The 14,666-nt window shown below is 73.0% G+C and carries 8 protein-coding genes; 6 read left to right on the top strand and 2 right to left on the bottom strand.

Annotation, left to right across the window (positions count from 1 at the left end; all coding sequences use genetic code 11):
* Positions 1-20 precede the first annotated feature (20 nt).
* Entirely contained in the window at positions 21-2,897 is a 2,877-nt protein-coding gene (locus ABZ471_RS26280; protein ID WP_359069486.1) for a lysylphosphatidylglycerol synthase domain-containing protein, read from the bottom strand.
* A 186-nt stretch (positions 2,898-3,083) separates the two neighbouring features.
* On the opposite strand from ABZ471_RS26280, the gene ABZ471_RS26275 reads away from it, so the two are divergent.
* The 6 genes from ABZ471_RS26275 to ABZ471_RS26250 all read left to right on the top strand — a co-directional run bounded on the left by ABZ471_RS26275 (position 3,084) and on the right by ABZ471_RS26250 (position 14,229).
* Positions 3,084-3,470 (top strand): MGMT family protein, encoded by a 387-nt coding sequence (locus ABZ471_RS26275; protein WP_359069485.1) that lies wholly within the window; start codon positions 3,084-3,086, stop codon positions 3,468-3,470.
* 266 nt (positions 3,471-3,736) lie between these two features.
* A complete protein-coding gene (locus ABZ471_RS26270) occupies positions 3,737-7,270 on the top strand; it encodes an ATP-dependent DNA helicase (RefSeq protein ID WP_359069483.1) in 3,534 nt (1,177 codons plus the stop codon).
* 157 nt (positions 7,271-7,427) lie between these two features.
* The gene (locus ABZ471_RS26265) at positions 7,428-11,066 is read left to right on the top strand and encodes a UvrD-helicase domain-containing protein (protein WP_359069481.1); all 3,639 of its coding nucleotides are present in this window, start codon (positions 7,428-7,430) and stop codon (positions 11,064-11,066) included.
* Positions 11,067-11,113: 47 nt separating this feature from the next.
* Positions 11,114-12,517, top strand: coding sequence for a dipeptidase (locus ABZ471_RS26260; protein WP_359069479.1), 1,404 nt, complete (start codon positions 11,114-11,116; stop codon positions 12,515-12,517).
* A gap of 142 nt (positions 12,518-12,659) precedes the next feature.
* Positions 12,660-13,604: an NAD(+) diphosphatase gene (gene nudC, locus ABZ471_RS26255; protein WP_359069477.1), complete on the top strand. Its 945-nt coding sequence runs from the start codon at positions 12,660-12,662 to the stop codon at positions 13,602-13,604.
* 10 nt (positions 13,605-13,614) lie between these two features.
* The gene (locus tag ABZ471_RS26250) at positions 13,615-14,229 is read left to right on the top strand and encodes a class I SAM-dependent methyltransferase (protein ID WP_359069475.1); all 615 of its coding nucleotides are present in this window, start codon (positions 13,615-13,617) and stop codon (positions 14,227-14,229) included.
* Between the two features lie 49 nt (positions 14,230-14,278).
* On the opposite strand, the gene ABZ471_RS26245 is transcribed toward ABZ471_RS26250, so the two are convergent.
* Positions 14,279-14,521, bottom strand: coding sequence for a mycoredoxin (locus ABZ471_RS26245; RefSeq protein ID WP_030338954.1), 243 nt, complete (start codon positions 14,519-14,521; stop codon positions 14,279-14,281).
* Between the last annotated feature and the right edge of the window lie 145 nt (positions 14,522-14,666).

Genomic DNA, 14,666 nt, shown 5'->3' with positions numbered 1-14,666 from the left:
GCCCGCTCCGGGCGGCGCCCCTACAGAGCGCCCTTGCGTGTGAGCTGGTTGAAGGCGAGCCAGCCCGGCAGCACCGGCAGCCACAGCGTCAGCAGCCGGAACAGCAGGACGGCCGGCGCGGCGACCTCCTTGGGGAGGCCGACGGCGATCAGGCCGAGCGTCAGGCTCGCCTCGACCGCGCCCACGCCGCCCGGGGTGGGCGCCGCGGAGCCGAGCGCGTTTCCGGCGAGGAAGACCACGGCGACACTGGCGATGCTCAGCGAGGTCGAGTTGTCGCCGAACGCGCGGATGGACGCGTCCAGGCACATCACGAAGCAGAAGGTCAGCAGCAGCATGCCACCGATGCCGGTGACGAGCTTCTGCGGCCGCTGGAGCACGTCCAGCATGCGCGGCACGACACCGGCGAACAGCGACCTCACGCGCGTGACGACGAATTTCCGCAGGAACGGCACGGAGGTCACCACGAGCACCAGTACCGCCACGGTCAGCAGACCCGCGATGACCGTCCGGGACGGCGACAGCGACGGTGTCTTCTCGGTGCCGGTCAGATAGCCGAAGGACAGCAGCATCAGGATGTGGCAGCCCAGCCCGAAGAGCTGCGACGCGCCGACGCTCGCCACCGCGAGCCCCGGGCGCACGCCCTGGCGCTGAAGGAAGCGCGTGTTCAGGGCGACACCGCCGACGGCCGCCGGCGCCACGATCTTCACGAAGGACCCGGCGACCTGGGCGCCCACCGTTCTCAGGAACGGCACGCGCTCCGGAACGAACCCCAGCAACGCCATCGCGGCGGCCACGTAACTGAGCGCGGAGAACAGCACCGCGGCGAGCACCCAGCCCCACTGGGCGTTGGCGACCAGCGGACCGAACTCGATGTGGGTGAGCTGGGTCAGCAGGAAGTACGCACCGATGGCACCGGCGATGAAGCTGATGAGCGTGCGCGGCCGCACCCGCTCCAGGCGGGCAGGTTCCACGGGGGCCTGGGGCCGGATCCGCAGCACCTCGTGCCGGATCTGCGTGAGCAGGTCCTCCTCGCGGGCCTCATCGAGGGCTTCGTCCAGGGCCCGCTTCTCGGCCCGCTGCTCGGCACGCACCGTCTTCTTGTCGCGTTTTTCGAGCGCGGTCCCCGCCGTGTCGGAGGTCTCCGCCAGCCGGGCCTGCTTGGCCAGCCGGGACGCCTCCAGCACCGCCTCGCGCTCGCGCTGCGCCCGCTCCCGGGCCAGCCGGCGCAGCGTCGCGCGCGTGGAGCGGGTCAGCGCGATGGGCTGCAGCATCGGCAGGCAGTCGGCGACCGCGTCGGGGCCGAGCACACCGACGGCCGAGGCCACGGCCCGCTCGGCGCCCACCCGCAGGCCGAGCGTGGTGACCAGCTGGGCGACGTCCATGCGCAGCAGCAGCTCGCCGGCCGCGATCTCGCCGCCGCGCAGCTCGGTGAGGATCACTCTGCCGGAACGATCCACCAGAATCGCGTCACCGGCCAGCCTGCGGTGCGCGATGCGCCGGGACTGCAAGGCCTGCACCTGGTGCCAGGTGTGGCGCAGCAGCTCGTCGGTGATCTCGTCGTCCGGCAGTGAGTCCAGCGTGCGCCCGCCGGTGTGCTCGTAGACGAGCATGACCGCGTCCGGGCCGAGTTCGGAGGTGGCGATCAGCTTGGGCGCGTTGGCGCCCGCCGCGATCGCTGCGTAGGCGAGCAGCGCCTCCTGCTCCAGCGCCTGGCGCAGCGACTGGAGGCTGGATCGGGTGGCGAAGCCGCGCAGGGTCAGGTTGCGCCATGCGCGGTAGAAGAAGCCCTGGGCCTGCTGCTCCCGGTCGACGACCGTGACGTCCAGCGGCGGGCCGTCCTCCAGGGTGACGAAGTAGCGCCGTCCGCGGTCGCCGTTCTCCGTCTCCACGGCCTCCTCGCGGGCCGCGCCGACGGGGTGGAAGCCGACGTGCCTGAGGCCGGCCAGCAGGGTCTGCCCGGTGGGACGGACGTTGGGCGAGCCGACCGCGTACAGCGTGCCGTAGGCGACGGTCCAGCCGATCAGCACCGTGAGGATGATCGAGAACGGGGTCGTGTAGCCGGTGACCAGCATCGAGAACGCGTCGAGCAGCAGCACGATCCACAGCACCGCGCGCCAGCGGGGTCTGCGGGACATGCCGACGGCCGTCATATAGGCGATCACGGGCGCGAGATAGCCGTGCACCGGGTCGGTCAGTGCGTGGATGTCGCCAGGTGAGGGCTGGGTGAGCGCCTCCTGGATGGAGTCCGGGGCGGCTCGTGCGACCCACAGGTCGGTGGCGAGGGTCACTCCGTGCGCGAGGACGGCCGCGAGGACGCCGTCGGCGATCCGCAGTCCGTCCCGTTTGATCAGCCGCTCGATCGCGAAGGCGACCGGGACCAGCAGGATCGCGATGCTGGACGCCAGCCCCGCGATCCTGATCAGCAGGTCGGGGGCCTGCCCGGTGCCCTTGTTGATGTCCTGTTCGAGGCCGGAGGTGGTGCCGTGCGCGAACGCGGCGATCGCGAGCAGCACGACGATGGCGAGTACGCCCACCAGCAGCCGCATGAGGTCGGACGGGCGGTGCACGCGCGCGGGGAGCAGTGGTTCGTCGCCCTCGACCTCCTCCGGGTGAGGATCGTCGTCGCACCCGCCCGGGTCCTCGCCGCGGCGGGAGTTCCCGGAGATGTGCGCCCGCTCGGCGGCGTCGGTGTCCTCGCCACGCGCGCGCGTGGCGCCCTCGGGCGCACCGTCGTCCTTACGTGCCGCACCGGTGTCGTCCCCGTCCTTGCGCGCGGAACCGGTGTCGTCTCGGTCCGTCGCACCGGTGTCGTCCTGGCCGGAACGGGCGGTGTCGGGACGCGCGGAAACGTCAGGGGTGCCCTCCGCGCCTTCGGGGTGCACACCCTGCTGCTTCATGGTCTCTTCTTGGTCTCGTATCACCAGTCACCGCCCGCACGATGGTGGCATGCTCCACCGGCACACGCGGGCATCAGGGTGCGGATGGACGGGCGGACAGTCTGCCGGAAGCGCCGCCCGAGGGCGAGGGGACCGTTGCCGGACTTCCGTGCCCCGTTGTCGGTGGGGTGCGGCAGGATGGGTCGAATGAGCGAGCAGAGCCCTGCCGAGGACACCCGAGAGGGGTACGGGGACGCGCTGCCGGAGTACGCCGAGCGGGTCCTCGACGTCGCCGAGCGGATCCCGCCCGGGCGGGTCATGACGTACGGCGACGTCGCCGAGTGGCTCGAGGAGGGCGGACCACGCCAGGTCGGCCGGGTGATGGCCCTCTACGGGGGCGCCGTCGCCTGGTGGCGCGTGGTACGGGCCGACGGTGTGTTGCTGCCCGGCCACGAACTTGGTGCGCTCGACCACTACCGCGCGGAAGGCACGCCGCTGAAGGAGGCGGGCAGGAACGCCGAGGGGCATCTGCCGCGGCTCGACATGAGACGGGCGCGATGGGACGGCGGCACGGTTGCGGACGGTCACACCTGACAGCTTCCGCCATCGGATGCCCTCGAGGGGAACCTGTGGCCCGTACGAGGGACACGGGGGACGTCCGTGGCATGACGTACGTTCGTGAGGTGAGGGACCCACGTGACGCGAGGGCCACGAGAACCGCGAGGGAAGAAGCGGAAGCCCTGCTTCCGTCCGGGGCGGCGGCGTAGCGTCGGCTGGACGTGTGCCTCTCACCCCGCGGCCACCGCCTCGAACGCGTGACCGCCTGCCCACCAGTACAACCACCAGGACCGGCGAACCACGTGAGCTCCTCTTCCTCCACCAGGCGCCTGCCGCACCCCCCGGTGCGGCAGGGGAACCGTGGCGCTTACCGACTGGTCCGTACCCCGCCGGCCGAGGTGGATCCCCCTCGTCTGGACGCGGCACAGCGCGCCGTGGTTGATCACCGTGCCGGTCCACTGCTCGTTCTCGCAGGTCCCGGCACGGGCAAGACCACCACTCTGGTCGAGTCCGTGGCCGCGCGCATCGCCCGGGGCGGGGACCCCGAACGCATCCTGGTGCTGACGTTCAGCCGCAAGGCCGCCGTCGACCTGCGTGACCGCTTGGCCCTGCGCATCGGTGCGGCCCGCGCGCCCCGGGCGACCACCTTCCACTCGTACTGCTACGCCCTGGTCCGCGCCCACCAGGACAGCGGCATGTTCGTGGAGCCACTGCGCCTGCTGTCCGGCCCCGAGCAGGACGTGACCGTCCGCGAGCTGCTCGCCGGGCAGCCCGAGCTGGAGCGGCTCGGCCTCCACCCTGTGCGCTGGCCCGACGAGCTGCGCGCCTGCCTGACCACGCGCGGCTTCGCCGACGAGGTCCGCGCCGTCCTCGCCCGCAGCCGCGAGCTGGGCCTCGGCCCCGGCGCCCTGGACGCCTTCGCACGCCGCATCGGCCGCCCCGACTGGCGCGCGGCCGCCGCCTTCCTCGCCGAGTACCTCGACGTCCTCGACCTTCAGGGCGTCATCGACTACGCCGAACTGGTCCACCGCGCGGTGCTGCTCGCCCACCGCCCCGAGGTCGCAGCACAGCTCGCCGCGCGGTACGACGCCGTGTACGTCGACGAGTACCAGGACACCGACCCCGCCCAGGTACGGCTCCTGCACGCCCTGGCCGGCGGCGGGCGCACCCTGGTCGCCCTCGGCGACCCCGACCAGTCGATCTACACGTTCCGGGGCGCCGATGTGAACGGCATCCTGGACTTCCCGGCAGCCTTCCCGCGCGCGGACGGCCGCCCGGCCCCCGTCGAAGTGCTGCGCACCTCCCGCCGCTCCGGAGCCGCTCTGCTGGCCGCGACCCGCCTGATCACCCAGCGGATGCCGCTGCCCCGGCTGCCCGCCGAGAGGGTGCGTGCCCACCGAGAGCCGACAGCCGTCCGCGACGGCGGTCGCGTCGAGGTCTACACCTACCCGACACCCGGTACGGAACTGGACAACATCGCCGACATCCTGCGTCGCGCGCACCTGGAGGACGGCGTCCCCTGGAGCGACATGGCCGTCCTCGTGCGTGCCGGCTCCCGCACCATCCCGACGCTCCGCCGCGCCCTCACCGCCGCCGGCGTCCCCCTGGACATCGACGGCGACGACCTGCCCCTGCGCCACGAGCCCGCGGTGGCGCCCCTGCTGACGGCACTCAGAGCGGTGGCCACGGCGGAGGCAGGTCGACGTCCGGGCGCGGAAGCCACCGGCGAAGCAGAGGAGCCGTCGGACGCCGAGACGGGCGTCCAGGCGCTTGCCGACGCCGACGATCCGGCTTCTGCTGATGCCGGTACCCAGGGGCTCGTCGAGTCCGGCGCGGAGGGGTCTGCCGACATCGGCACCCAGGCGTCTGCCGACACGGGCGCCCAGGCGTCCGCCGAGTCCGGCAAACAGGCGCCCGCGGCCGACCCTCAGGCGTCCGCGGCCGATCAGGACGCCGATTCGCACTGGCTCGACGCCGAGACCGCCCTCAGCCTGCTCGCCTCGCCCCTGGCCGGCATGGACACCGCCGACCTGCGCCGCCTCGGGCGTGCCCTGCGTGAGGAGGAGCGGACCGCCGGGGACCCGCTGCCGCCGCCGTCCGACGAACTGCTCGCGCGGGCGCTCGCCGAACCCGAGCGCCTGGTGGCGCACGACCCGGCGTACGCGCGCGGCGCGCAGCGCCTCGGCGCACTGCTGCGCAGGGCCCGCGAGCGTCTCGCGGGCGGTGGCACGGCCGAGGAGGCGCTGTGGGACCTCTGGGAGGGCACGCCCTGGCCAACGCGCTTGGAGCGCGCGGCCCGCCGCGGTGGCGCGGCCGGCCGCAACGCGGACCGCGACCTCGACGCCGTCTGCGCCCTGTTCGCCACCGCCGCGCGCGCGGAGGAGCGCACCGGAGGCCGCGGCGCGCTGAACTTCCTGGAGGAGATCGACGCCGAGGACATCGCCGCCGACACTCTCACCCGGCGAGCCGTACGTCCCGAAGCCGTTCGTCTGATGACCGCCCACCGGGCCAAGGGCCTGGAGTGGCGGCTGGTCGTCGTCGCCGGCGTGCAGGAGGGCCTGTGGCCCGATCTGCGCCGCCGCGGCTCCCTCCTGGAGGCCGACCGCATCGGCCGCGACGGACTCGCCGAACCGCTCACCCCGGGCGCGCTGCTCGCCGAGGAACGCCGCCTGTTCTACGTCGCCGCCACGCGCGCGCGTGACCGTCTCGTCGTCACCGCCGTGAAGGCACCGGCGGACGACGGCGACCAGCCCTCGCGTTTCCTGACCGAACTCGGCGTCGAACCCCGGGACGTCACCGGCCGCCCGCGCCGCCCGCTGGCGGTGGCCGCGCTGGTCGCCGAGCTGCGCGCCACCACCGTCGACCCGCGCGCCTCCGCCACCCTGCGGGAGGCCGCCGCCCGCCGCCTGGCCAGGCTCGCCGCGCTCGCCGACGAGGACGGCCGCCCCCTGGTGCCGTCCGCGCACCCCTACCGCTGGTGGGGCATGTTCGAGCCGACCGAGAGCAAGGTGCCGCTGCGCCACCGCGACCAGCCCGTCGTGCTCTCCGGCAGCGCACTCGACCAGCTCGCCAACACATGCGCCCTGCAGTGGTTCCTGGGCCGCGAGGTGAAGGCCGACGCACCCGCCACCACCGCCCAGGGCTTCGGCAACGTCGTCCACGTCCTCGCCGACGAGGTCGCCTCCGGCCGCACCCCCGCAGACCTGGACGCGCTGATGGAACGCCTGGAGTCGGTGTGGAACGCGCTCGCCTTCGACGCGCCCTGGAAGTCGGCGCAGGAGCAGGACAACGCGCGCGCGGCGCTCGAACGCTTCCTGAACTGGCACGTACTGGACCACACCGGCCGCACCCCGGTGGCGAGCGAGCAGGACTTCGACGTCACCCTCGAAGCAGGCGACTACCAGGTCCGCATCCGCGGCCAGATGGATCGCGTAGAGGCGGACGGCGAGGGCCGCGCCTACGTCGTGGACTTCAAGACCGGCAAGCAGGCGCCCAGCGCCGCCGAGGTGGCCCGCCATCCGCAGCTCGCCGTCTACCAGCTCGCTGTCCGCGAAGGTGCCGTCGACACCGCCTTCGACGGTGCACGCCCCGAGCCCGGCGGTGCCGAACTGGTGCACCTCAGGCAGGGCGCGGCCAAGCGGGACGGCGGCGACAGCCTGCCCAAGGTGCAGACGCAGGAGCCGCTGGCGGGGGAGTGGGTCGGTGAACTGCTGGCCACCGCCGCCGGAAAGGTTCTCGACGAGCGGTTCACACCGACCGCCGGCCAGCACTGCACGCACTGCGCGTTCCGCGCCTCCTGCAGCGCCCGGCCCGAAGGGCGGCAGGTGGTCGAGTGACCTGCGGCAGGTGCGGGGGTGACCTGCGGCGGGTGCGGGGGACGTACGGCGAGTGCGAGGGTGACGTACGGCACCATGGGCGCTGACCTGCGCATATTCCTCCCCGGGTGGCCGTTCCGTCCTCGGTTGTCAGTACCCGCCGCTAGCCTCTGACGACATGCCCGCCCGTATCACCGACCCCGAACAGCTCAAAGAGCTTCTCGGTATCCCGTTCACGCCGGAGCAGACGGCCTGCATCGTCGCGCCGCCCGCACCGCAGGTGATCGTGGCCGGAGCCGGGTCGGGCAAGACCACCGTGATGGCGGCCCGCGTGGTCTGGCTGGTCGGCACCGGCCAGGTCGCCCCCGAACAGGTCCTCGGCCTGACCTTCACCAACAAGGCCGCGGGAGAACTCGCCGACCGCGTCCGCAAGGCACTGATCAAGGCCGGCGTCACCGACCCCGATGTCATCGACCCGGACAGTCCGCCCGGCGAGCCGGTCATCTCGACGTACCACGCCTTCGCCGGCCGTCTGCTGACCGACCACGGCCTGCGTATCGGGCTCGAGCCCACCTCCCGGCTGCTCGCCGACGCCACCCGCTACCAGCTCGCCGCGCGTGTACTGCGCGAGGCTCCCGGGCCCTACCCGGCGCTGACCCGCTCCTTCGCCGACCTCGTCAGCGACCTGCTCGTCCTCGACTCCGAACTAGCCGAACACCTCGTGGACCCCGCGGACCTGCGTGCCTGGGACGCGGAACTGCTGCACACCCTGAACAGCGCCAAGCTCACCAACGCCGACCTGCGCAAGGTCCCCGAGACCGCCGCCGCCCGCCGCGAACTCACCGACCTGGTCGTGCGCTACCGGGCCGCCAAACGCGAACGCGACCTCCTCGACTTCGGCGACCAGATCGCCCTGTCCGCCCGTCTCGCCGGCATCCCCGAAGTGGGCCGTCTCCTGCGCGAGGAGTTCCGGGTGGTGCTCCTGGACGAGTACCAGGACACCTCTGTGGCCCAGCGCGTCCTGCTGTCCGGGCTGTTCGGCGGCGGCACGGGCCACCCGGTGACCGCCGTCGGCGACCCCTGCCAGGCCATCTACGGCTGGCGCGGCGCCTCCGTCGCCAACCTGGACGACTTCCCCGAGCACTTCGCGCACGCCGACGGCCGCCCCGCCACCCGCCAGGCGCTCAGCGAGAACCGCCGCAGCGGCGGCCGCCTCCTCGACCTCGCCAACGGCCTCGCCGAGCCGCTGCGCGCCATGCACGCGGGCGTGGAAGCCCTGCGCCCGGCCCCCGGGGCCGAACGCGACGGCACGGTCCACTGCGCCCTGCTGAGCACCCACGCCGACGAGATCGACTGGATCGCCGACTCCCTCGCCCACCTCGTGCGCACCGGCAAGGCGCCCGGCGAGATCGCCGTACTGTGCCGCACGGCGACCGACTTCGCGGAGATCCAGGGCGCCCTCGTCGCCCGCGACATCCCAGTGGAGGTCGTCGGCCTCTCCGGGTTGCTGCACCTGCCCGAGATCGCCGACCTCGTCGCCGTCTGCGAAGTCCTCCAGGACCCCGGAGCCAACGCCTCCCTGGTCCGCCTGCTGACCGGCCCGCGCTGGCGCATCGGCCCCCGCGACCTCGCCCTCCTCGGCCGCCGCGCCCGCCTGCTGGTCGCCCACGCGCGCGTGGGCGACACCGACGACCCCGACCACAGGCTCGCCGCGGCCGTCGAAGGCGTCGACCCGTCCGAGGTGATATCGCTCGCCGACGCCCTGGACACCTTCCTGGAGTCGCCGCTGAACGAGGGCGAGGGGGACGACGACGGGCTGCCGTTCTCCCCGGACGCCCGCGTGCGCTTCGCCCGCCTCGCTGCCGAACTGCGCGACCTGCGCCGCTCCCTGTCCGACCCGCTGATGGACGTCCTGCACCGCGTCCTCGCGGTCACCGGCCTGGAGGTGGAGCTGTCGGCGTCCCCACACGCGCTCGCCGCGCGCCGCCGCGAGACGCTGTCCAACTTCCTGGACGTCGCCGCCTCCTTCGCGGCCGGCGACGGCGAAGCCACCCTGCTGGCCTTCCTCGGCTTCCTGCGCACCGCCGCCCAGTACGAGAAAGGCCTCGACAACGCCCTGCCCGGCGGCGAGAACACCGTGAAGGTGCTCACCGCGCACAAGTCCAAGGGTCTGGAGTGGGACGTCGTCGCCGTACCGGGACTCGTCAACGGAACCTTCCCGAGCGCCCAGGGCCGCGAGAAGTGGACCGCACAGGCCAAGGTGCTGCCGCACGCCCTGCGTGGCGACACCGACACCCTGCCCGACGCCGACTCCTGGGACTCCCGGGGCATGAAGGCCTTCCACGAGGCCATGAAGGAGCACCAGCACACCGAGGAACTCCGCCTCGGCTACGTCACCTTCACCCGCCCCCGCTCCCTCCTCCTCGGCTCCGGCCACTGGTGGGGGCCCAGCCAGAAGAAGCCACGCGGACCCTCCGCCTTCCTCCAGGCCCTGCACGACCACTGCGCCGCCGGGTACGGCGAGATCGAGGCGTGGGCCGACGAACCCGCCGAGGACGAGGAGAACCCGGCCCTGCACACGGCCACCGCCGACCAGGTGTGGCCCCTGCCCCTGGACGACGCGGCCCTGGCCCGCCGCCGCGCGGCCGCCGACACCGTCCTCACCCACCTGGACGCGCTGGCCGCCCCCCTGGACGGCCGCCCGCCGGCCACCCACGACCCCGCCGCCTTCGACGACCCTGACTGGCCCGCACCGCCGGACGACGAGGATGCCGTCCGGCCCGCCCCGACCGATGGAGAGGACCCCGACTGGTCCGCCCCGCCCGACGACGAGGACCCGTACGGCGAAGGCGTCCCGTACGACCAGGACCCCTTCGGCGAGGAGCCTACGTACGAAGAGGCCCGGTACGACCGGACCCCGCATGCCGAAACCCCGTACGACGAGGCTTTCCCCGCCCCGGAGGGTTCCGGCGACTGGGACTCCTGGACCGCCGAGCGGCCGAGCGTCCCCCACCAGGCGCCCGCCCACGCCCGGCATCCCCACGGCAGCGAACCCGTCCAGCCCGCCGAGCCGGGGCACCCCGAGCCCCTCACGCCCGAGGAGACGCGCACCATCGCCTCCTGGGACCGCGACCTCGACGCGCTCACCGGCGAGCTGCTGCGCGCCCGGCAGAGCGTCACAGACGTCCCCCTGCCGGCCACCCTGACCGCAACCCAGCTGCTGCGTCTCGCCGAGGACCCCGACGGGCTCGCACAGGAACTCGCACGCCCCATGCCGCGCCCCCCGCAACCCGCCGCGCGCCGGGGCACCCGATTCCACGCCTGGGTGGAGGCACGCTTCGAGGATCTGACGCTGCCCATGCTCGAGCCGGACGAGCTGCCCGGCAGCGAGGCCGAGATCGCCGACGAACGCGATCTGGACGACCTCAAGGAGGCCTTCGAACGCACCGAGTACGCCCACCGCACTCCGTACCGGACCGAGGCCCCCTTCCAGCTCACCCTCGCCGGCCGGGTCGTCCGCGGCCGCATCGACGCCGTCTACCGGAACGGCGACGGCGACACCGCGACCTACGAGATCGTCGACTGGAAGACCAGCCGCACCCGCACCGCCGACCCGCTCCAGCTCGCCGTCTACCGGCTGGCCTGGGCCGAGCAGCAGGGCGTACCACCCGACTCGGTCACGGTCGCCTTCCTGTACGTGCGCAGCGGCGAGGTCGTACGCCCTCAGGGACTGCCGGACCGGGCCGCCCTGGAACGGCTGCTCACGGATGATCTCCCGGGCGCCACGGGAGGCGTCGTCGAGGGATCCCAAGTGTGACGAACCGCCCGCCGAGGATGTCCGTGCGGGCCGATAGGCTCGTGAGCATGAGCCAGACCCCGGACAGCGCCGTCCGCACGTACATCGAGCAGCACCGCGCCGCCTTCCTCGACGACCTCGCCGCATGGCTGCGCATCCCGTCCGTGTCGGCCCAGCCCGACCACGCGCCGGACGTACGGGACAGCGCCGACTGGCTCGCGGCCAAGCTCAAGGAGACCGGCTTCCCGACCGCCGAGGTCTGGCCGACCCCGGGCGCCCCTGCCGTCTTCGCCGAATGGCCCTCCGGCGACCCCGAGGCGCCCACCGTCCTCGTCTACGGCCACCACGACGTCCAGCCCGCCGCCCGCGAGGACGGCTGGGACAGCGAGCCCTTCGAGCCCGTCGTCCGGAACAACCGGCTCTACGCGCGCGGGGCGGCCGACGACAAGGGCCAGGTGTTCTTCCACACACTCGGCGTCCGCGCCCACCTCGCCGCCACCGGCCGCACCGCCCCCGCGGTCAACCTGAAGCTGCTGATCGAGGGCGAGGAGGAGTCCGGCTCCCCGCACTTCCGGGCCCTTGTCGAGGAGCACACCGACCGGCTCGCCGCCGACGCCGTGATCGTCTCCGACACCGGCATGTGGTCCGAGGACACCCCGACCGTCTGCACCGGCATGCGCGGCCTCGCCGAGTGCGAGATCCGGCTGCACGGCCCCGACCAGGACATCCACTCCGGTTCCTTCGGCGGCGCCGTCCCCAACCCGGCCAGTGCCGCCGCCCGCCTCGTGGCCGCCCTGCACGACGAACACGCGCGCGTGGCCGTCCCCGGCTTCTACGACGGCATCGTCCAGCTGACCGACCGCGAACGCGCGCTGTTCGCCGAGCTGCCCTTCGACGAAGAGCAGTGGCTGCGCACCGCCAAGTCGTACGCCACCCACGGCGAAGCCGGACACACCACCCTGGAGCGCATCTGGGCCCGCCCCACCGCCGAGGTCAACGGCATCGGCGGCGGCTACCAGGGCCCCGGCAGCAAGACGATCATCCCCTCCTCGGCCATGGTGAAGCTGTCCTTCCGGCTGGTCGCCGGCCAGGACCCCGACCACATCGAGAAGGCCGTACGGGCCTGGGCCGCCGACCAGGTACCCGCCGGCATCAGGCACGAGATCAGCTTCGGCGCCGCCACCCGCCCGTGCCTGACCCCGCTCGACCACCCCGCGCTGCAGTCCGTCGCCCGCGCCATGGGCCGCGCCTTCCAGAGCCCGGTCCGCTTCACCCGCGAGGGCGGCTCCGGCCCCGCCGCCGACCTCCAGGAAGTGCTCGGCGCCCCCGTCCTCTTCCTGGGCATCTCCGTCCCCTCCGACGGCTGGCACGCCCCGAACGAGAAGGTCGAACTCGACCTCCTCCTCAAGGGCGTCGAAACCAGCGCCTACCTGTGGGGCGACCTCGCCGAGAACTGGCGGCACGCCCCCTGACCCCAAGGCGCCGTACAGGACGCCACCGCGCGCGGGGCACACTGGAAGAACCGCCCCGCCCGCGCCCTGGTGCCCTCCCGCCCTACCGCCGCAGAACCGCCCGACGAAACGAACCGTTCCACTGGGGGAGTTGGAAGCACCCGTGACCACCTGGACCGACCACACCGCCGACCGACCCATCTCCCTGACCGCCTCGAGCGGCATCGACCGCGCCGCCCACCACCGGCTCGACGAAGCCTGGCTCGCGGCGGCTTGGAGCCACCCCACCACCCGCTGCTTCGTGGTCTCCGGCGGCCAGGTCCTCGTCGACGAGACGCCCGACGGCCGTACCGAACTGGTCATGACGCCTTCCTTCGAGGCACCGCTCACCGAGGCCCACCGTTACTTCCTCGGCATCGACGACGAAGGCGTCAGCTACTTCGCCCTCCAGAAGGACGCCCTGCCCGGCCGCATCGACCAGTCCGCCCGCCCGGCCGGCCTGCGCGAGGCCGGACTGCTCCTGTCCCCACGCGACGCGGGCCTCATGGTGCACGCGGTCGGCCTGGAGAACTGGCAGCGCACCCACCGCTTCTGCTCCCGCTGCGGCGAGCGCACGGTCATCGCCGCAGCCGGCCACATCCGCCGCTGCCCGGCCTGCGGCGCCGAGCACTACCCGCGCACCGACCCTGCCGTCATCATGGCCGTCACCGACGAGGACGACCGGATCCTGCTCGGCCGCCAGGTCCACTGGCCCGAGGGCCGCTTCTCCACGCTCGCCGGCTTCGTCGAGCCCGGCGAGTCCATCGAGCAGTCGGTGCGCCGCGAGGTCTTCGAGGAGGCCGGCGTCACCGTCGGCCCGGTCGAGTACGTCGCCAGCCAGCCCTGGCCCTTCCCGTCCAGCCTCATGCTGGGCTTCATGGCCCGCGCCACCTCCACCGAGATCAACGTCGACGGCGACGAGATCCACGAGGCCCGCTGGTTCTCCCGCGAGGACCTGCACGCGGCCTTCGAGTCCGGCGAGGTGCTGCCCCCGTACGGCATCTCCATCGCCGCCCGCCTGATCGAGATGTGGTACGGCAAGCCGCTGCCGACGAGGAGCTTCGTCTGAGACGCGACCGGTGACCACCGAGCCGTACTGGAACCACAACGTCCACTACCACCGGACCGTGCTCGCAGCCGTACCCGACGGCTGCCGCACGGCCCTGGACGTCGGCTGCGGCGACGGCCTGCTGGCCCACAAGCTCGCCGGCAGGGCCGAGACGGTCACGGGCGTGGACCGCTCCCCGGAGATGATCCGGCTGGCCCGCGAGCGGCAGCCCCGGAACGTCACCTTCCTGGAGGCGGACTACCTCGAGGAGACCTCACTCGCCGACGGCGCCCACGACTTCGTCAGCGCCGTCGCCGTCGTCCACCACACCCACTTCGAGGACGCGCTCGACCGTCTCACCCGACTGGTCGCACCGGGCGGCCGCCTCATGATCGTCGGCCTGGCCTACAACCACACGCTCGCGGACCGGGTGATCAGCGGCTGCGGGCTGCCCGCGAGCCGGCTGTACGCGCGGCTGCGCGGCGGCAAGCGCAGCCCGGCCGGCATGCCCATGGAAGACCCGCCCCGGCACTGGGCCGAAGTCCGCGCGGCCGCCCGCAGACACCTCCCCGGATGCCACTACCGGCGCCGCCTGCTGTGGCGCTACACGCTCGTGTGGGACAAGACACAAGAAAGCGGCTCCTGAGACACCTACAGCCTCGGGAGCCGCCCTTCCCGCAAGCCCGACCGATCCGCTATGCGGCCAGCTTCTGCTTCACCTGGGCGAGCGACGGGTTCGTCAGCGTCGAACCGTCGGCGAAGAGCACGGTCGGGACCGTCTGGTTTCCGCCATTCGCCTTCTCGACGAAAGCAGCGGACTCCGGGTCCTGCTCGATGTTGATCTCGGTGTACGCAATGCCCTCGCGGTCCATCTGACTCTTCAGCCGACGGCAGTAGCCGCACCAAGTCGTGCTGTACATCGTCACAGTGCCCTGCATGTCTCTCGCGCTCCTCAGGCAACTCGGGGAATGTCGTTCAGGGCCACAACATAAGGGACCGGCCAGGCATTCCCGCCCGGGGTATCGGGCCCAGGCCTGACGCCTGCGGCATCAGCCACCCGCTGTGACGCCCGCCGCACCGGCC

The organism is Streptomyces sp. NPDC005728 (genome assembly GCF_040630895.1).
Taxonomy (GTDB): Bacteria; Actinomycetota; Actinomycetes; order Streptomycetales; family Streptomycetaceae; genus Streptomyces.
The sequence above is the reverse complement of the archived record's forward strand: the minus strand, read 5'-3'. Positions and strand labels throughout refer to the sequence as shown.

What these genes read in the sequence shown, in the direction of transcription:
- ABZ471_RS26245 (WP_030338954.1), bottom strand. Translation starts at nt 14,521, where the DNA reads ATGCAGGGCACTGTGACGATGTACAGCACGACTTGGTGCGGCTACTGC.
- ABZ471_RS26260 (WP_359069479.1), top strand. Translation starts at nt 11,114, where the DNA reads ATGAGCCAGACCCCGGACAGCGCCGTCCGCACGTACATCGAGCAGCAC.
- ABZ471_RS26280 (WP_359069486.1), bottom strand. Translation starts at nt 2,897, where the DNA reads ATGAAGCAGCAGGGTGTGCACCCCGAAGGCGCGGAGGGCACCCCTGAC.
- ABZ471_RS26275 (WP_359069485.1), top strand. Translation starts at nt 3,084, where the DNA reads ATGAGCGAGCAGAGCCCTGCCGAGGACACCCGAGAGGGGTACGGGGAC.
- ABZ471_RS26265 (WP_359069481.1), top strand. Translation starts at nt 7,428, where the DNA reads ATGCCCGCCCGTATCACCGACCCCGAACAGCTCAAAGAGCTTCTCGGT.